The 18,213-nt window shown below is 71.4% G+C and carries 12 protein-coding genes; 3 read left to right on the forward strand and 9 right to left on the reverse strand.

What is annotated here, in order from left to right; translation table 11 throughout:
- The first annotated feature begins 10 nt into the window (after window positions 1–10).
- Both PV350_RS09085 and PV350_RS09090 read left to right on the forward strand, forming a co-directional pair.
- On the forward strand, window positions 11–835 hold the full coding sequence (locus PV350_RS09085) for a DNA-formamidopyrimidine glycosylase family protein (protein ID WP_500333333.1): 825 nt from the start codon (window positions 11–13) through the stop codon (window positions 833–835).
- Window positions 836–867: 32 nt separating this feature from the next.
- Entirely contained in the window at window positions 868–1,665 is a 798-nt protein-coding gene (locus PV350_RS09090; protein ID WP_499514363.1) for an SDR family NAD(P)-dependent oxidoreductase, read from the forward strand.
- A 537-nt stretch (window positions 1,666–2,202) separates the two neighbouring features.
- On the opposite strand, the gene PV350_RS09095 is transcribed toward PV350_RS09090, so the two are convergent.
- From PV350_RS09095 to PV350_RS09135, 9 genes are all read right to left on the reverse strand, one after another.
- Window positions 2,203–2,673, reverse strand: a complete 471-nt coding sequence (locus PV350_RS09095) for a Dps family protein (protein ID WP_499514362.1) — start codon at window positions 2,671–2,673, stop codon at window positions 2,203–2,205.
- A 161-nt stretch (window positions 2,674–2,834) separates the two neighbouring features.
- Entirely contained in the window at window positions 2,835–3,218 is a 384-nt protein-coding gene (locus tag PV350_RS09100; RefSeq protein WP_018561778.1) for a helix-turn-helix domain-containing protein, read from the reverse strand.
- A gap of 94 nt (window positions 3,219–3,312) precedes the next feature.
- Window positions 3,313–3,855: a CinA family protein gene (locus PV350_RS09105; protein WP_499514361.1), complete on the reverse strand. Its 543-nt coding sequence runs from the start codon at window positions 3,853–3,855 to the stop codon at window positions 3,313–3,315.
- A complete protein-coding gene (pgsA, locus tag PV350_RS09110) occupies window positions 3,852–4,589 on the reverse strand; it encodes a CDP-diacylglycerol--glycerol-3-phosphate 3-phosphatidyltransferase (protein WP_499514360.1) in 738 nt (245 codons plus the stop codon). The genes PV350_RS09105 and pgsA overlap by 4 nt, the downstream gene beginning before the upstream one ends.
- On the reverse strand, window positions 4,586–6,070 hold the full coding sequence (gene rimO, locus PV350_RS09115; RefSeq protein WP_499514359.1) for a 30S ribosomal protein S12 methylthiotransferase RimO: 1,485 nt from the start codon (window positions 6,068–6,070) through the stop codon (window positions 4,586–4,588). The genes pgsA and rimO overlap by 4 nt, the downstream gene beginning before the upstream one ends.
- A 114-nt stretch (window positions 6,071–6,184) precedes the next feature.
- Window positions 6,185–6,985 carry a helix-turn-helix domain-containing protein gene (locus PV350_RS09120; RefSeq protein WP_500333334.1) on the reverse strand — a complete coding sequence of 267 codons (801 nt, stop codon included), beginning with the start codon at window positions 6,983–6,985 and terminating at the stop codon, window positions 6,185–6,187.
- A gap of 220 nt (window positions 6,986–7,205) precedes the next feature.
- Window positions 7,206–9,839, reverse strand: a complete 2,634-nt coding sequence (locus PV350_RS09125) for a DNA translocase FtsK (RefSeq protein ID WP_500333335.1) — start codon at window positions 9,837–9,839, stop codon at window positions 7,206–7,208.
- A 114-nt stretch (window positions 9,840–9,953) separates the two neighbouring features.
- Window positions 9,954–10,634, reverse strand: a complete 681-nt coding sequence (locus tag PV350_RS09130) for a response regulator (RefSeq protein ID WP_431965404.1) — start codon at window positions 10,632–10,634, stop codon at window positions 9,954–9,956.
- 258 nt (window positions 10,635–10,892) lie between these two features.
- A complete protein-coding gene (locus tag PV350_RS09135) occupies window positions 10,893–16,208 on the reverse strand; it encodes a HAMP domain-containing protein (protein WP_500333337.1) in 5,316 nt (1,771 codons plus the stop codon).
- Between the two features lie 446 nt (window positions 16,209–16,654).
- Here PV350_RS09135 and PV350_RS09140 point away from each other — a divergent pair.
- A partial coding sequence (locus tag PV350_RS09140; RefSeq protein WP_500333336.1) for a GAF domain-containing protein occupies window positions 16,655–18,213 on the forward strand: 1,559 nt, incomplete at its 3' end.

Consider the following 18,213-nt stretch of genomic DNA (forward strand, 5'->3'; position numbering starts at 1 on the left):
AGGGGGATCCGTGCCCGAGGGCGACACGATCTGGCTGGCCGCGCACCGGCTGCACTGGGCGCTGGCGGGGCACGTCCTGCTCCGTGCGGACCTGCGTGTGCCGCGGCTGGCGACGACCGACCTGTCGGGACGCCGCGTGGAGGAGGTCGTGGCCCGCGGCAAGCACCTGCTGATCCGGGTCGAGGGCGGGCTGACCCTCCACTCGCATCTGCGCATGGACGGTTCCTGGCAGTTGTACGCACCCGGTGAGCCCTGGCGGGGCGGTCCTGACCACCAGGTCCGGGCGGTCCTCGCCAACGCCGAGCGGGTCGCCGTCGGCTACCGGCTGCCCGTGCTGGAGCTGCTGCGCACCGCCGAGGAGGACCGGGCCGTCGGCCATCTCGGTCCCGATCTGCTGGGCCCGGACTGGGATCCGGCCGAGGCGCTGCGCCGGCTGACCGCCGACCCGGCCCGGCCGGTCGGGGAGGCGCTGCTGGACCAGCGCAATCTGGCGGGCATCGGCAACGTCTACAAGTGCGAGGTGTGCTTCCTGCGCGGCGTCACGCCCTGGATGCCGGTCGGCGAGGTCCCCGAGCCCGAGCGGGTCGTCGAGCTCGCCAGGAAGCTGCTGCAGGCCAACAAGACCCGGCACGGCCACATCACCACCGGCGACACCCGGCGCGGCCGGACGCACTGGGTGTACCGCCGGGACCGGCACGGCTGCCTGCGCTGCGGGACGGCGATCCGCGTCGCCGAGCTGGGCCCGCCCGGCCAGACCCGTGCGACGTACTGGTGCCCGCAATGCCAGCGCGGCCCCGCGCCCGCGTCCGCGCCGGCGCCGCGCCACACCAATTGACGGACCGTCAGATCTGGTCGTACGGTCGCCGCATGACCGTACCGGCGTACGACCTCACCGGGCGCACCGCTCTGGTCACCGGTGCCGCCAGCGGCATCGGCCGGGCCTCGGCGCTGCTGCTCGCCCAGGCCGGGGCCACCGTAACGTGCGCGGACGTGGACGAGCCGGGCGCCCGGCACACCGCCGAGCTCGCCGTGAAGGCCGGCGGCGCGGCGGAGGCGCGTGCCGTGGACGTCACCGACCGCGCGCAGGTGGCCGCGGCCGTCGCGGCGATCATGGCCGCCCACGGACGGCTGGACGTCCTGGCCGCCATCGCGGGCGTCATGCACTTCAGTTCCGTCCTGGACACCGACGAGGCCGACCTGGACCGGGTGCTGTCGGTGAACTTCAAGGGTGTGCTGCACTGCGCCCGCGAGGCCGCCCGCCCGATGGCCGAGCGTGGTGCCGGCAGCATCGTCACCATGGCCTCCGGCGCCATCGACACCGGCGCCCGCGGGCTGCTCTGCTACAGCGTCTCGAAGGCCGCCGTCGTCCAGCTGACCCGGACCCTCGCCACGGAGCTGGGACCCCACGGCGTGCGGGCCAATGCCGTGGCGCCCGGCTTCGTCCGCACACCGATGACGAGCCACTACGGCACCGGCCCCGACGGCCTCTTCGACGAGCGGGCCCAGGCGCGCGCCGAGGAGGCGCTGGTGCGCGCCGCGCCCCTGGGCCGTGTGGGCGACCCGCAGGACGTGGCGCACACCGTGCTCTTCCTGGCCTCCGACGCCTCAGCCTTCACGACCGGCCAGATCCTGCGCCCCAACGGGGGCGTCGTCATGCCCTGGTAGCGACTGACTTCGCGGACCCGGAAGTCTTCCCGTCAGCTCTCCCGGCGCCGGGCCCTCAACCTCACGGACGGCCACCGGAGCGGCGGATGATGATCCCCGTGACCACCTCGCCGTGTGCAGGGGGACGATGCTGAGCCCCCAGCCACCGGCGACGACCAGGCCCTCGAAGGAGCCTGCCTGTGCGGGCTGGACGATGAGCCTCAGCAGGGCCCACCACCACACCACTCCCGCGACGAAAGCGATCGCCCAGCGGACCGGCCGCCGGGCCCACAGCTCGTGAAACAGGCGGAGAACGTGCATGGCCGCCTCCTTCGGAGCCCCGAGGTTGCGGCGGGTATCACCAGGGACCCAATCCCGGGCTTTCCCCGTACACAGGTGCGATCCCCTTCCGGCAAGATCTCTAGACCTCTGCCGCCCCACCCCGCACGACGTTCACCCGGAAGGAGGACACGCACGGCTACTACCTGCGACATTCCCCCGCCCGAGGCAACCCAGGGCGACCGGCCCCGATGCTCCCGCCGACGACGCCCCGCCGGCCTAGACGTTCTCGGCCTGGAACATCCAGTGGTGCTTCTCGAGCTCGGCGGCGAGCCCGATCAGGATGTCCTGGCTCACCGGATCGGGCTTCTCCGTCGCCTCGATCCCCTGGCGCACCCGCCTGATCACGGCGTCCAGCGCCACGATCATGACCGAGACCACCTTCTCGTCCTTGATCCAGCCGTCCGGCACCTCGTCGATCCTGCTGCTCTTGGAGACCGTCCCCGCGCGCCCGTCCGGCGTCACCCCGACCGCGGCCGCCCGCTCCGCGACCGTGTCGGCGTAGGTCCGCGCGGTGGTCACCACGTCGTCGAGCTGGAGGTGGACGGACCGGAACCGCGCCCCGACCACGTTCCAGTGCACCTGCTTGGCGACGAGCGACAGGTCGATGAGATCGCTGAGGGTGTGCTGCAGGGCCTCACCGACGGTCTTGCGGTCGGCCTCGGGCAGCGTGCTCTTCACGACGGTCATGCTGCTCCTCCTCGGGAATCGCCTGGCGTCGCAGGGCCACCTCCACGGCGGCCCCGCCTCATGGGCGCCTTCCCCGGATCCGCGGACCACACGCGGACACGCCGTGGCCCCGGCCGGTTGCCCACCGGCCGGGGCCACGGTTCGGAACTGCTTGGTGTCGCTCAGGCCGCGACGACGTCCACGGCCTCGGTGGGCGCCTTCGGCGCCTTGATGGTGACCCGCTCGTCCGGACCGGACGGTACGGACGGAACCGCGCCCAGCAGCGGCCGCATAGGCGCGGCTGCCGACCCGACAGCAGCCGACTCGGCGAGTTCGGCAAGCGCCAGATCGTCGCTGACCTCCCGCATCACCTCGGACATCGGGACGTCCAAGGCGTCACAGATCGCGGAGAGCAGTTCGGAGGAAGCCTCCTTCTGCCCTCGTTCGACCTCCGACAGATAGCCCAGGGAGACCCGGGCGGATGAGGAGACCTCACGCAGGGTGCGGCCCTGACGCTGGCGCTGCCGACGCAGCACGTCACCGAGCAGGCGACGGAGCAGAATCATCGGTGGCTCCCTCCTCGGACCGCGAATTCGCAACCTTCTTGCCCCACCGTACCGCCTCCGACACCGGCCGTGCGGGGAGCGATGACGTGTTCACTCAGGGCTGCAAACATCCCTTCCCCCCGCTGTCTTCCCTACCCTTCGCCGTCGGGGATTCGTCGGGTGTTCCCCCGCCCGTCAGGAGCGTCTGCTGCAAGAGGGTCAGAACGGCGTTCACGGTGGTGGTACGGATTTCGGCACGGTCGCCGTTCAACTGCAGTCTCTCGCACCACGAGCCGGTCGGCCCGGCGACCGCCACGAAGACCGTCCCGACCTGCTGTCCGTCCTGCGGGTCCGGACCGGCGACTCCGGTGGTGGCCAGCCCCCAGTCGGCGCGCAGCACGCGCCGCACGCCCTCGGCCATCCCCCGCGCGACGTCGGGGTCGACGGCCCCGCGTTCGGCCAGCAGTGCGCCGTCCACGCCCAGCACGTCCCGCTTCAGTTCGGTGGCGTACGCGGTGACCGAACCGCGGAAGGACCTGGAGGCGCCGGGCACCGAGGTCAGCTCGGCGGCGACCAGGCCACCGGTCAGCGACTCGGCGACGGCGAGCCACTGCCGCCGCCCCTCCAGCAGCCCCAGCACCTCGGCGGCGACGTTCACGCGCCCTGTCCCTGCTCCTCCGGGAACTCCAGCGGGACGTCCTCCGCGAGCGCCCCCTCCTCCTCGTCCGCGCCCTCGCGCGCCCGGCGCACGGCGGCCGCGCGCTGCGCGGCCAGTCCGGCCCGGCGCATGACGACGGCCTGGCGCACGTAGTCCAGGCCCGTCACCACGGTCAGCACCACCGCGGCGCCCATCAGCACCGCCCGCAGCGTCGCCAGCGGCCCGGTGAGGATCAGGATGTACATGCCGACGGCGACGCCCTGGGTGAGCGTCTTCAGCTTGCCGCCCCGGCTGGCCGGGATCACTCCCCAGCGGATCACCCAGAACCGCATCAGCGTGATGCCCAGCTCGCGGAAGAGGATCACCGCGGTGACCCACCAGGGCAGGTCCCCGAGGGCCGAGAGCCCGATCAGCGCCGCGCCCATGATCGCCTTGTCGGCGATCGGGTCGGCGATCTTGCCGAAGTCGGTGACCAGCCCGTAGCGCCGGGCCAGCTCGCCGTCGAAGAGGTCGGTGATCATCGCGATGGCGAACGCCGCCCACGCGAAGGAGCGCCACGCCGGGTCGTGCCCGTCGTCGTGCACGAGCAGCACGACGAAGCCCGGCACCAGCAGCAGCCGCACCATCGTGAGGACGTTGGCGATGTTCCACAACGAAGGCCGCCGGACCGCGGCCGCAGGGGCTGCGGGTGCGGACCGGTGGTTGCCGGCGGCGGACGCCGGGACTCCCGTCATCTGCGCGCCTCCTGCGTCGTGCCAAGCGGCTCCGCGACGAGGTCGACGCCTTCGGTGTCCACCACCTTCGCCGCGACGAACGATCCGGGCACCAGGCCCGCGTGGGAGGTCAGGACGACCTGGCCGTCGGTCTCCGGCGCCTGGTGGGCACCGCGGCCGACCGCCCCCTCCTCCTCGTCGACGGAGTCGACCAGCACCTGCACCGTCGAGCCCAGCCGCTCCTCGGCACGCTGCGCGGTCAGCTCCTCGGCCAGCCGCGAGACCCGGGCCAGCCGCTCGGCGACGACGTCCTCGTCGAGCTTGCCGTCGTAGCCGGCCGCTTCGGTGCCCTCCTCGTCGGAGTAGCCGAAGACGCCGATGGCGTCGAGCCGGGCGGCGCCCAGGAAGCGCTCCAGCTCCTCCAGGTCCGCCGCCGACTCGCCCGGGAAGCCGACGATGAAGTTGGAGCGGACCCCGGCCTCCGGCGCCTTGGAGCGGATGGTGTCCAGCAGCTCCAGGAAGCGCTCGGTGTCGCCGAAGCGGCGCATCGCGCGCAGCACCCCGGGTGCGGAGTGCTGGAAGGACAGGTCGAAGTACGGCGCGACCTTGGGCGTCGAGGTCAGCACGTCGATCAGGCCCGGGCGCATCTCGGCGGGCTGCAGGTAGCTGACCCGGATCCGCTCGATGCCGTCGACGGCTGCCAGTTCCGGCAGCAGCGTCTCCAGCAGCCGGATGTCGCCGAGGTCCTTGCCGTACGAGGTGTTGTTCTCGCTGACCAGCATGACCTCCTTGACGCCCTGCTCGGCCAGCCAGCGCGTCTCGCCGAGCACGTCCGAGGGGCGGCGGGAGATGAAGGAGCCCCGGAAGGACGGGATGGCGCAGAAGGAGCAGCGGCGGTCGCAGCCGGAGGCCAGCTTCACCGAGGCGACCGGACTGCTGTCCAGGCGGCGGCGGAGCGGTGCGCGCGGCCCGGAGGCGGGCGCGACGCCCTCGGGCAGGTCCGCGGGGGCGGGGACCGGCTCCGTGGCGCTCTGCGCGTGGCCGGGCAGCGCGACCTCGCTCACGGCCTGCCGGGCGGCCGGGCTGACCGGCAGCAGCTTGCGGCGGTCGCGCGGGGTGTGGGAGGCGTGGACGCCGCCGGAGAGGATCGTCTGCAGGCGGTCGGAGATGTTCGCGTAGTCGTCGAAGCCGAGCACCCCGTCCGCCTCGGGCAGGGCCTCGGCCAGCTCCTTCCCGTAGCGCTCGGCCATGCAGCCGACCGCGACAACGGCCTGGGTGCGGCCGTGGCCCTTGAGGTCGTTGGCCTCCAGCAGGGCGTCGACGGAGTCCTTCTTGGCGGCCTCGACGAAGCCACAGGTGTTCACGACGGCCACGTCGGCGGCGGCGGCGTCCTCGACGAGCTGCCACCCGTCCGCCGCCAGCCGGCCGGCGAGCTCCTCGGAATCCACCTCGTTACGGGCGCAGCCGAGCGTGACAAGAGCGACGGTACGGGGTTCGGACATAGGCTCAGCCTACTTTGTCCCCGACGGGGCTCCGACGCGCAGCGGCGCCCGGCGCCGGGACGGGTGTCCCGCGCCGGGCGCCGCGGTGTCCGTGCGCGCCCGTGGAACCGGGCGTCACCCTGCTTCCGGGTCGCCGGGGGTGAAGGTGAGGCGCTGGACCTGACCGGGGTCACCCGCGGGCCCGAGGTCCTTGCCGTTGACGAAGAGGTGGACCGCGCCCGCGTTGCCGATGATGAGGTTGATCTTGCTCTTGTCGGTGAAGGTCTTGGAGTCGCCCGGCTCCAGACTGCCCTGGTAGAGCTGCCTTCCGTTGCTGTCCACCGCCTGGATCCAGCTCTTGTCGTTCTGGGTGGTGAGCTTGACCGTGACCTTGTCGGCCGGCGCCGCGGCGATCGCGCTGTCGGACTCCTCGGGCCTCGGCGCGGAGCTCGTGGGGTTGCCGGACGGCTTGGCCGCCGGGCTCGCCGCACTCGGCTTGCCCGCCACCGGCTCCTTGCCGCCGTCCTCGCCACCGCTGAACAGGGTGAACCCGACGAAACCGATGACGGCGACGATCGCCGCGACCATGGCGGCGGTCCAGTTGGGGCGGCGCGGCTCGGACCTCATCCGCTCCGCCTCGTACAGCGGCGCCACCGGGGTGGGGGCGGGCGCACTGCCGTGCTCCGCCGAGAACTGCTCGATCAGGGCCTCGGGATCGAGGCCCACGGCGCGCGCGAGCGCCCGGATGTGGCCGCGGGCGTACACGTCGCCGCCGCAGCGGGAGAAATCGTCCTCCTCGATCGCGTGCACGATGGGCGGGCGCACACGCGTTGTGGTACTGACCTCGTCGACGGTCAGACCCGCGGCGATGCGGGCCTGGGCGAGGGCGCGACCGACCGAGAGCCGGTCGTCGGGGGGCGGGTTGCCGATGGACACGGGGGCGCCTTTCGAGCGTGCAGCCACCTGCTGGAGACTCAGTCTAGGGGGGTGGGCAAAAGGACGGGCAAGCGGGCGGGCGTTGTTTGTCCGCCATCAGGATTGCCGTCTTTCCCGGCGCCGATGACAGTCGGCCATACGCCTTCCCCCTGCACTAACTTGACGTACGGGCGGGAGCAACGGTTGCGTCCAACCCACTTACGAGTGAGCCACGGAATGGCTACGAACCGGCCTCGCCCCGGAGCAGGGCGAGCACTCCGTCCATCTCGTCCGGCTTGACCAGTACGTCACGGGCCTTCGACCCCTCGCTGGGGCCGACGATCCCGCGCGATTCCATCAGGTCCATGAGCCTGCCCGCTTTCGCGAAGCCGACACGCAGTTTCCGCTGGAGCATCGAAGTCGAGCCGAACTGCGTGGAGACGACCAGTTCCGCGGCCTGGCACAACAGGTCCAGGTCGTCGCCGATCTCCTCGTCGATCTCCTTCTTCGGACCCGAGCCGACGACCACGTCGTCACGGTAGGCGGGGGTCAACTGCGCCTTGCAGTGGGCGACCACGGCCTGGATCTCGTCCTCGGTGACGAAGGCGCCCTGCATGCGGACCGGCTTGTTGGCGCCCATCGGCAGGAACAGCCCGTCACCCTTTCCGATCAGCTTCTCGGCGCCGGCCTGGTCGAGGATGACCCGGCTGTCGGCGAGCGACGAGGTCGCGAAGGCCAGCCTGGACGGCACGTTGGCCTTGATGAGACCCGTGACGACGTCGACGCTGGGCCGCTGGGTGGCCAGCACGAGGTGGATGCCGGCGGCCCGGGCGAGCTGGGTGATGCGGACGATCGCGTCCTCGACGTCCCGCGGCGCGACCATCATCAGGTCGGCCAGCTCGTCCACGATCACCAGCAGGTAGGGGTAGGGCGCGAGCTCCCGCTCGCTGCCCTCCGGCGGCTTCACCTTGCCCGAGCGCACCGCCGCGTTGAAGTCGTCGATGTGCCGGAAGCCATAGGCGGCGAGGTCGTCGTAGCGCAGGTCCATCTCGCGCACGACCCACTGCAGCGCCTCGGCGGCCCGCTTGGGGTTGGTGATGATCGGGGTGATGAGGTGCGGGACGCCCTCGTACGCGGTCAGCTCGACGCGCTTGGGGTCGACGAGCACCATCCGCACCTCGTCGGGCGTGGCGCGCGCCAGGATCGAGGTGATCAGGCAGTTGATGCAGGAGGACTTGCCGGATCCGGTGGCGCCCGCGACGAGGATGTGCGGCATGCGCGCGAGGTTGGCCATGACGTAGCCGCCCTCGACGTCCTTGCCGAGGCCCACCGTCATCGGGTGCTCCTCGCCGGCGGCCTCCGCCGAGCGCAGCACGTCGCCGAGGTTGACCATCTCCCGGTCGCTGTTGGGGATCTCGATGCCCACCGCCGACTTGCCGGGGATCGGGCTGATGATCCGCACGTCCGGACTGGCCACGGCGTACGCGATGTTCTTGGCGAGCGCGGTGATCCGCTCGACCTTGACGGCCTGGCCGAGTTCCACCTCGTAACGGGTCACCGTCGGACCGCGCGTGAAGCCGGTGACCCGTGCGTCCACCTTGAACTGCGAGAAGACGCTCGTCAGCGACTCGACCACGGCGTCGTTGGCGGCGCTGCGGGTGCGTCCTGGACCGCCGCGCTCCAACAGGTCCAGGGACGGCAGGCCGTAGGTGACGTCGCCGGACAACTGGAGCTGCTCGGCGCGCGGCGGCAGCGGCGGGCCCTGCTCGGGCGCCGCGCGCTTGGTGAGGTCGGGCACGGACCGGTCGGCGGAGTCCTCGGCGGCGGCCTCCCCGGTGTCCCGGGCCTGCGGCAGGGAGTGGCTGACGAGGTCCGCGACGACGGAGGAGCCGGGCACGCCGTAGGCGAGGGCGCCGTCGAGGTCGGCGGCCACGCCGTAGGCGAGGTCGACCGCGTCCAGTCCGTCGCTGGGCCTGAGGTCGGGCAGTTCCGACCGTTCCCGGCGGCGCCTGGACCGGCGGCGCGACTTCTCCCCGCCGTCCTGTGGGGAGGTCTCCTCCTCCAGCAGGTCGCTGAACGGCACGGCGTCGTCCTCGGTCCCGGCGCCGCCCTGGTCCTCCACCAGGCCCAGCCGGATGCCGAGTTCACGCAGCCGCCGGGGGATGGCGTTGACCGGGGTCGCGGTGGTGACCAGCAGCCCGAAGAAGGTGAGCAGTGCCAGCAGCGCCACCGCCAGCGGTGCGCCGACGGTGTAGTCGAGCGGCGCGGACGCCGCCCAGCCGATCAGGCCGCCCGCGTCGCGGATCGCGTCGGCGCCCTGCCCGCGGCCGGGGGAACCGCAGCCGATGTGCACCAGGCCCAGTACACCGACGGTGAGGGTGCTCAGGCCGATGACGATGCGCCCGTTGGCGTCGGACTTCTGCGGGTGGCGCATCAACCGCCAGACGACGGCACCGACGAGGAACGGCACGAGCAGGTCCAGCCGCCCGAACAGCCCGGTGATCAGTATCTCGACCAGATCGCCCACCGGACCACGCAGGTCCGACCAGGTGCCGGTGGCGACGACCAGCGCGAGGCCGAACAGCAGCAGCGCCAGGCCGTCCTTGCGGTGCGCCGGGTCGAGCCCGCGCGCGCCGCGCCCGACGCCGCGGAAGAGGGCGCCCACGGTGTGCGCCAGGCCGAGCCAGACCGCCCGCGCGAGCCGGTAGACGCCGCCGGTCGGGGACGGCGCGGGCTTCGGCGCGGGCTTGGCCGCCGCCGCCTTGGCAGGCGGCTTCTTGGCCGCCGCCTTCTTCGCGGGGGCCTTCTTCGCCGCGGGCTTGGCCGCAGGTTTGGCGGCAGCCTTCTTGGCGGTGCCGGACGTACGTGAGGCCATGGTGGTGAGGTTACCGTTCCGCCCCGTGCACGACACGCGTGGCCACGCATACCGCCATTCGTGTCGTGCCCCTGTTGCGCCATGGATGACACTGCATCAAGTGGCGCACACGCTTCACTCTTGCGGGGGAATCTTCTTGTCGCCGCCGCCCGTGCCCGGCTCCAGCGCGTCCAGCGCGCGGCGCAGGCCGGTCAGCTTCCGCTCCAGATGGGCGGCCGTGGCCACCGCCGCCGCGTCCGCGGACTCGTCGAGCTGCTTGGACAGCGCCTCCGCCTGCTCCTCCACCGCGGCGAGCCGTGCGGAGAGCTCGGCGAGCAGGCCCACGGGCTCCTTGGCGCCGTTGCCGCCCTGCCGCGCGCCCTGTTCCAGCTGCAGCCGGAGCAGGGCGGCCTGCTCACGCAGCTGGCAGTTCTTCATGTAGAGCTCGACGAAGACCGAGACCTTGGCGCGCAGCACCCACGGGTCGAAGGGCTTGGAGATGTAGTCCACCGCGCCGGCCGCGTAGCCGCGGAAGGTGTGGTGCGGCCCGTGGTTGATGGCGGTCAGGAAGATGATCGGGATGTCACGGGTACGTTCGCGCCGCTTGATGTGCGCCGCGGTCTCGAACCCGTCCATGCCCGGCATCTGGACGTCGAGCAGGATCACCGCGAAGTCGTCGGTCAGCAGCGCCTTGAGCGCTTCCTCCCCGGACGATGCCCGCACCAGGGTCTGATCGAGCGCGGAGAGGATGGCCTCCAGCGCCAGCAGATTCTCCGGCCGGTCATCGACCAGGAGGATCTTGGCCTTCTGCACCATGGCCCGCCCTCCTCGCCCCGGCACTGCACCGGTCGCCGCCCCCATGGACGACTCCTGAGTGCCGCCCGTCCTTGTGCCGGTCATGGTAGCCGCACCCCGCTGTCCGCCACACCCTGTCACCGCCATGTCACTGTGCACGTAGCAGAAACGCAAGCGGGGACCAGAAGGTTCCCAGAATCCCGCACTCCCACACCTCTTCACACACGCCGAGTCATGGGCGTTCACCGTCCGTTGCCCGGCCGCTCACCCAACGTGGCGTCACCTGGACTGCATCCACTGCTCCATCACCGCGAGGAGGTGGTCGGTGTCCACCGGCTTGGCGACGTAGTCCGACGCCCCGGACTCGATGCTCTTCTCCCGGTCGCCCTTCATCGCCTTGGCCGTCAGCGCGATGATCGGCAGCCCCGCGAACTGGGGCATCCTGCGGATCGCGGCCGTGGTCGCATAGCCGTCCATCTCGGGCATCATGATGTCCATCAGGACGACCGCGACGTCGTCGTGCTGCTCCAGGACCTCGATCCCCTCCCGGCCGTTCTCGGCGTACAGCACGGTCAGCCCGTGCTGCTCCAGCACGCTGGTGAGGGCGAAGACGTTGCGGATGTCGTCGTCCACGATGAGCACCTTCTCACCGCTGAACCCGCCCGCGAAGCCGGTGTAGGCGTCGCTGTGCGCCCCCTCCACCCACGACTCGGGCAGCGCGGCGCGCTCCAACGGCCCGGCGGCCGCGGCGGGCCGCGGTGCCGCGGAACGCCGGCGCAGCCGGGCCAGGCTGCTGCCCGCGCCCCGGCCGCGCATGGCCACGTGACCGTGGGCCGGGACGTGGAACGGCTCGGCCGGCGCCCCCTCGAGTTCCCCGGCCTCGCCGCCGGGGAGCTGCGGGTAGCCCTGCGGCGGCAGTTCGGATGTGTTGAGCGGCAGGTAGAGGGTGAAGGTCGAGCCGCGGCCGGGCTGGCTGTCGGCGTGGATCTCGCCGCCTAGCAGCCGGGCGATCTCCCGGCTGATGGACAGGCCCAGGCCCGTGCCGCCGTACTTGCGGCTGGTGGTGCCGTCCGCCTGCTTGAACGCCTCGAAGATGACCCGCATCTTGCTCGCCGCGATGCCGATGCCCGTGTCGGTCACCGAGAAGGCGATCAGCGGCTCGTCCGCGCCCCGCAGCGAGCCGGACTCCAGCAACTGCTCCCGGATGGCCTGCGGCACGTCGGGCCCGGCCGGGCGGATGACCAGCTCGACCGAGCCGCTGTCGGTGAACTTCACCGCGTTCGACAGCAGGTTGCGCAGCACCTGCAGCAGCCGCTGCTCGTCGGTGTGGAGGGTGGCGGGCAGCTCCGGGGAGACCCGTACGGAGAAGTCCAGGCCCTTCTCCGCGGTGAGCGGGCGGAACGTCGCCTCCACGTAGTCGACCAGCTGGACCAGGGCGATGCGGGTCGGGCTGACGTCCATCTTGCCCGCCTCGACCTTGGACAGGTCCAGGATGTCGTTGATGAGCTGCAGCAGGTCGGAGCCGGCGCCGTGGATCGTCTCGGCGAACTCGACCTGCTTCGGCGACAGGTTGCCCTCGGCGTTGTCCGCGAGCAGCTTGGCCAGGATGAGCAGCGAGTTCAGCGGGGTGCGCAGCTCGTGCGACATGTTGGCCAGGAACTCGGACTTGTAGCGCATCGAGACGGCCAGCTGCTCGGCGCGCTCCTCCAGGACCTGCCGGGCCTCCTCGATCTCGGTGTTCTTCACCTCGATGTCCCGGTTCTGGCGGGCCAGCAGCTCCGCCTTCTCCTCCAGCTCCGTGTTGGACATCTCCAGCTGCTTCTGCCGGTTCTCCAGCTCCGCCGAGCGCTCCCGCAGCTGTTCGGTCAGCTCCTGCGACTGCTCCAGCAGGTACTCGGTCTTGGTGTTCACGCTGATGGTGTTCACGCTGACCGCGATCATGTCGGTGATCTGGCCGAGGAAGTCCTTCTGGATCTGCGTGAGCGGCTGGAAGGAGGCCAGCTCCATCACACCGAGCACCCGGTCCTCGAACACCACCGGCAGCACGATGACGTGGGCCGGCGGCGCCTCGCCGAGCCCGGAGGAGATCCTGAGGTAGCCCGGCGGGACGTCCTCCACCAGGATCGAGCGCTTCTCGACCGCGGCCGTGCCGATCAGTCCCTCGCCGGGCAGGAACACCGTCGGCATCGTCCGCTTGGAGAAGCCGTACGAGCCGGACAGCCGCAGCTCGTAGCCCTCCTCGATCTCCTCCCCGCCGGCCGGCTCCTCCGCGATGAAGAAAGCGCCGTGCTGGGCGGAGACCACCGGGGTCAGCTCGCTCATGATGAGCGCCGCCACGTCGTTGAGGTCGCGGCGGCCCTGCATCAGACCGGAGATGCGGGCGAGGTTGCCCTTGAGCCAGTCCTGCTCCTTGTTGGCGAGCGTGGTCTCGCGGAGCCGGACGATCATGGTGTTGATGTAGTCCTGGAGCTCCAGGATCTCGCCCGCCGCGTCCACGTCCGTACGGATGTTGAGGTCGCCGCGGGTCACCGCGGTGGCCACCTGGGCGATGTTGCGCACCTGACGGGTCAGGTTGTTCGCCATCAGGTTCACCGACTCGGTGAGGTCCTTCCAGATGCCGGACACGCCCGGCACGCGCGCCTGGCCGCCCAGGCGGCCCTCGGTGCCCACCTCGCGGGCCACCCGGGTCACCTGGTCACCGAAGGCCGACAGCTGGTCGACCATCGTGTTGATGGTCGTCTTCAGCTCCAGGATCTCGCCGTGCGCGTCGACGTCGATCTTCTTGGACAGGTCGCCGCGGGCGACCGCGGTGGTGACCATGGCGATGTTGCGCACCTGGCCGGTCAGGTTGGAGGCCATGTTGTTCACCGACTCGGTGAGGTCCTTCCACGAGCCGGACACGCCCGGCACGCGTGCCTGGCCGCCGAGGATGCCGTCGGTGCCCACCTCGCGGGCCACCCGGGTCACCTCGTCACCGAAGGCGGAGAGCGTGTCCACCATGGTGTTGATGGTCTCGGCGAGCTGGGCGACCTCGCCGCGCGCCTCGACGGTGATCTTCTTGGTGAGGTCGCCGTTGGCGACGGCGGTGGCGACGGAGGAGATCGAACGCACCTGGCTGGTCAGGTTGTTGGCCATCAGGTTGACGTTGTCGGTGAGGTCCTTCCAGATGCCGGAGACGTCCCGCACCCGGGCCTGACCGCCCAGCTGGCCCTCGGTGCCCACCTCACGGGCCACCCGGGTCACCTCGTCGGCGAACGCGGACAGCTGGTCCACCATCGTGTTGACGGTGGTGACCAGGGCGAGGATCTCGCCCTTGGCGTCGACGGTGATCTTCTTCGACAGGTCGCCCTGGGCGACCGCGGTGGTGACCTCGGCGATGTTGCGGACCTGCATCGTCAGGTTGTTCGCCATGAAGTTGACGGACTGCGTCAGGTCCTTCCAGGTGCCCGACACGCCCTTCACCTCGGCCTGGCCGCCCAGGATGCCCTCGGTGCCCACCTCGCGGGCGACCCGTGTCACCTGCTCGGCGAAGGACGAGAGCTGGTCGACCATCGTGTTGAGGACGTTCTTGAGCTCCAGGATCTCGCCGCGCGCGTCGACGTCGATCTTCTGGGACAGGTCGCCGCGGGCCACCGCGGTCGCCACCTGGGCGATGTTGCGGACCTGTGCGGTCAGGTTGCCCGCCATGCCGTTCACGGAGTCGGTGAGGTCGCGCCACACACCGGCGACGCCCGGCACCTGCGCCTGGCCGCCCAGCCGGCCCTCGGTGCCCACCTCGCGGGCCACGCGGGTCACCTGCTCGGCGAAGGAGGAGAGCTGGTCGACCATCGTGTTGATGGTGTTCTTCAGCTCCAGGATCTCGCCGCGCGCGTCGACGTCGACCTTCTGGGACAGGTCACCGCGGGCCACCGCGGTCGTCACCTGGGCGATCTGGCGGACCTGCGAGGTGAGGTTGCCCGCCATGAAGTTGACGGAGTCCGTCAGCTCCTTCCACACGCCGCTCACGCCGTCGACGCGGGCCTGACCGCCGAGGCGGCCCTCCGTGCCCACGTCCCGGGCCATGCGGGTGACCTGCCCGGCGAACGAGGAGAGCTGGTCCACCATGCGGTTGACGGTGTTCTTCAGCTCCAGCATCTCGCCGGAGACGTCCACCGTGACCTTCTGCGACAGGTCGCCGTTGGCGACCGCCGTCGTCACCTGCGCGATGTTGCGGACCTGGCCGGTCAGGTTGCGGAACGCGGTGTTCACCGAGTCCGTCAGGTCCTTCCACAGACCCGCCGCACCCGGCACCTGCGCCTGGCCGCCCAGTTCACCCTCGACGCCGACCTCGCGCGCCACCCGGGTCACCTCGGCGCCGAAGGCCGACAACTGGTCGACCATCGTGTTGACGGTGTTCTTCAGCTCCAGCATCTCGCCGGAGACGTCCACCGTGACCTTCTGCGACAGGTCGCCGTTGGCGACCGCCGTCGTCACCTGCGCGATGTCCCGCACCTGGCCGGTCAGGTTGCGGAACGCGGTGTTCACCGAGTCGGTGAGGTCCTTCCAGATGCCCGCCGCACCCGGCACCTGCGCCTGGCCGCCGAGGCGGCCCTCCGCGCCGACCTCGCCCGCGACACGGGTCACCTCGTCGGCGAAGGTGCGCAGCGTCTCGGTCATCGCGTTGACGGTCTCGGCGAGCTGCGCGACCTCGCCGCGCGCGCCGATGGTGATCTTCTGCGACAGGTCGCCGTTGGCGACCGCGGTCGTCACCTGGGCGATGTCGCGCACCTGGGCCGTCAGGTTGCCGGCCATCAGGTTGACGGAGTCCGTGAGGTCCTTCCACACGCCGTCGACACCGGCCACCTTGGCCTGGCCGCCCAGCTGGCCCTCGGTGCCCACCTCGCGTGCGACGCGGGTCACCTCGGCGGCGAAGGAGGAGAGCTGGTCGACCATCGTGTTGACGGTGTTCTTCAGCTCCAGCATCTCGCCGGCCACGTGCACCGTGACCTTGCGCGACAGGTCGCCCTTGGCGACCGCCGTCGTGACGAGGGCGATGTCACGCACCTGGGCCGTCAGACGGGACGCCATGGTGTTGACCGAGTCCGTCAGGTCCTTCCACGAACCGGACATGCCGCGCACCCGCGCCTGGCCGCCGAGCTTGCCCTCGGTACCGACCTCGCTCGCCACCCGGGTCACCTCGTCGGTGAACGTGGACAGCTGGTCGACCAGCCCGTTGACGGTGCGGCCCACCTTAAGGAACTCGCCGCGCAGCGGATGCCCCGAGCCGTCGGCGCCCTGCGAGCGCAGGTCCATCCGCTGCTCCAGGTCACCCTCGGCGACCGCCGACAGCACCCGGCCGACCTCGGACATGGGGCGCACGAGGTCGTCCACGAGCGCGTTGGAGGCGTCGATGGCCGCCGCCCAGGCACCCTCGCACGCCCCCGTCTCCAGGCGCTCGGCGAGCTTGCCCTCGCGGCCCACGACCCGCCGCACCCGCGCCAGCTCCCCGGTGAGGTGCTGGTTGCGGTCGGCGACCTCGTTGAACACCGCGGAGATCTCCGCCATGACCCCGTCGCCGGTGACCGTCAGCCGCTTGCGGAAGTTGCCGTCCCGCATGGACTCCAGCGCGGACAGCAGCCGGTGCAGGGCCGCCGAGTCGACCTCGACGGTCCCCGTACCGGCCCCGCTCTTACGCGACCGCGCGTTCTTCACCCGTGCGGAACCGCCCCGCTTCGCCGCGGATGCCGCGCCGCCTCGCGCCGATGCGCCAGACTCCACCGTGTCCCTCCCGGAGGGTCGACCGACCTGCAGGTGCCTCGTTCAGACATGACCAGTGTTTCACCATGCCCGGGCCCGGCCATAACAGTTCGGCAGCATCGCATATGACCGGCGTCATGATCGGGGCAGGAACACCCCCAACCGGCACACACGCGGTCGCCGGGGGTAAGTAACCTGGCATGCGGTTGCCCACCTTGGGCCGGGCGTACACCTCGAAGTGGGGGCCGGTGGTGACAGTACAGCGGACGACGAATGGTGACGTCCCGGGACAAACAAGGAGATCTGTGATCACGGCGCGGGCAGCGGCCACCTTCGAACCCGTGGGACGCTCGGTCGCCACCGCACGCGCGTTCGTCCGCGACACGCTCCAGGGCTGGGGCTTCTCCGAGGTGGTCGACGACGCCGTCGTGCTCACCAGCGAACTCGTCACCAACGCCGTGGTGCACGCCGGCACCGCCGCGGACGTCCAGTGCCTGCGCTACGAGTCCGCCGTGCGCATCGAGGTCGCCGACCGCTACCCGGAACGTGAGCTTCCTCTCCACGACGCCAAGAGGCAGATCCACCCCGACCACGAGGGCGGCCGCGGGCTGCTCCTGTGCTCGGCGCTGGCCAGCCGCTGGGGCGTGGAGTACACCGCCGCCAACAAGCACGTCTGGTTCCGCCTGGAACTCCCCCAGCGCCCCGCCGGCACCCGTTCCGCGGGTCCCGCCCTGCCCGTCCAGGCGCTCCCGCTCGCCGACGAGCGGGTCCGCGTCGCGGTCGTGCAGGTCGACCGCGCAGGCATCATCACCCGCTGGAACCAGGACGCCGCCGAGCTCTTCGGCCACCTCGGCGAGCAGGTCACCGGCAAACCGCTCGGCGACTTCGCCGCCTGGCCGCAGACCCCCGGCACCGGCCACGGCATCGCCGAGGCCCTGCGGCTGTCACGCTGGGAGGGCAGTTACGGCATCCGCGGCGCGGACGGCCGCATCCTGCCCGTCTACGGCGCGCACCTACGGGTCCGCGACTCCTCCGGCGAGCCGTCCACCGTGTGCCTGCTGGTGCGCGAGGACGAACGCGCCGTCCTGCAGAACCCCGGCCGCGGGATGATCTCCGTCGAGGGCGGCGTCGAACGCGGCAAGGCCGTGGACCCCTTCGAGTCCTTCATCGGCTCCCCCGCCCCCGACGACCTCGACGGGCTGCTGCAGCGCACCGTGGAGCGGGCCCGCGACATGCTCGACGGCGACGCCGCCTACCTGCTGCTCGCCACCGACGACGAGACCGAACTCGAGGTGCGCGCCTCCACCGGCCTGCCCTCCGCCCGACAGCGCTTCGCACGGGTCCCCGTCGAGGCCGGCACCGGCCGCTACGGCAGCGCCCGCATGCCCGCAGTCCACGAGGACCTCACGGCGGTGCCGGGCGCCGTCCCGCTGCTCGCCGGCACCGGCATGCGCTCGATCGTCACCGTCCCCCTCAAGGTCGAGGGCCGCCTCACCGGCTCGCTCGGCGTCGCCGCGGAGAGCCCCGGCCGCTACACCAACGAGGAGGCGCTGCGGCTGCAGTTCGCCGCCGACCGCATCGCGCTGGCGGTGGAGAGCGCCCGCCTCACCGAGCTCGAGCGGCTGCGCCGCGGCTCGTTGTCCTTCCTGGTGGAGGCCTCCGACCTGCTGGCGGGCACCCTGGAACGCGACCAGACGCTCGCCCTGATGGCCCAGATGACCGTGCCCACCCTGGCCAGCTGGTGCGCCGTCTACACCATCGCCGACCAGGCCTCGGAACCCGAACTCGCCTTCGTCCTGCACGAGGACGAGGACCGCATCGACGGCATCAAGGCCCTGCTGTCCCGCCTCGCCCCGCCCGAGCC

Source organism: Streptomyces sp. PA03-6a (assembly GCF_033792765.1).
In the GTDB taxonomy this organism is placed as follows: domain Bacteria; phylum Actinomycetota; class Actinomycetes; order Streptomycetales; family Streptomycetaceae; genus Actinacidiphila.

What these genes read in the sequence shown, in the direction of transcription:
- PV350_RS09095 (WP_499514362.1), bottom strand. Translation starts at nt 2,673, where the DNA reads ATGACCGTCGTGAAGAGCACGCTGCCCGAGGCCGACCGCAAGACCGTC.
- PV350_RS09125 (WP_500333335.1), bottom strand. Translation starts at nt 9,839, where the DNA reads ATGGCCTCACGTACGTCCGGCACCGCCAAGAAGGCTGCCGCCAAACCT.
- pgsA (WP_499514360.1), bottom strand. Translation starts at nt 4,589, where the DNA reads ATGACGGGAGTCCCGGCGTCCGCCGCCGGCAACCACCGGTCCGCACCC.
- rimO (WP_499514359.1), bottom strand. Translation starts at nt 6,070, where the DNA reads ATGTCCGAACCCCGTACCGTCGCTCTTGTCACGCTCGGCTGCGCCCGT.
- PV350_RS09130 (WP_431965404.1), bottom strand. Translation starts at nt 10,634, where the DNA reads ATGGTGCAGAAGGCCAAGATCCTCCTGGTCGATGACCGGCCGGAGAAT.
- PV350_RS09135 (WP_500333337.1), bottom strand. Translation starts at nt 16,208, where the DNA reads ATGCGGGACGGCAACTTCCGCAAGCGGCTGACGGTCACCGGCGACGGG.
- PV350_RS09090 (WP_499514363.1), top strand. Translation starts at nt 868, where the DNA reads ATGACCGTACCGGCGTACGACCTCACCGGGCGCACCGCTCTGGTCACC.
- PV350_RS09100 (WP_018561778.1), bottom strand. Translation starts at nt 3,218, where the DNA reads ATGATTCTGCTCCGTCGCCTGCTCGGTGACGTGCTGCGTCGGCAGCGC.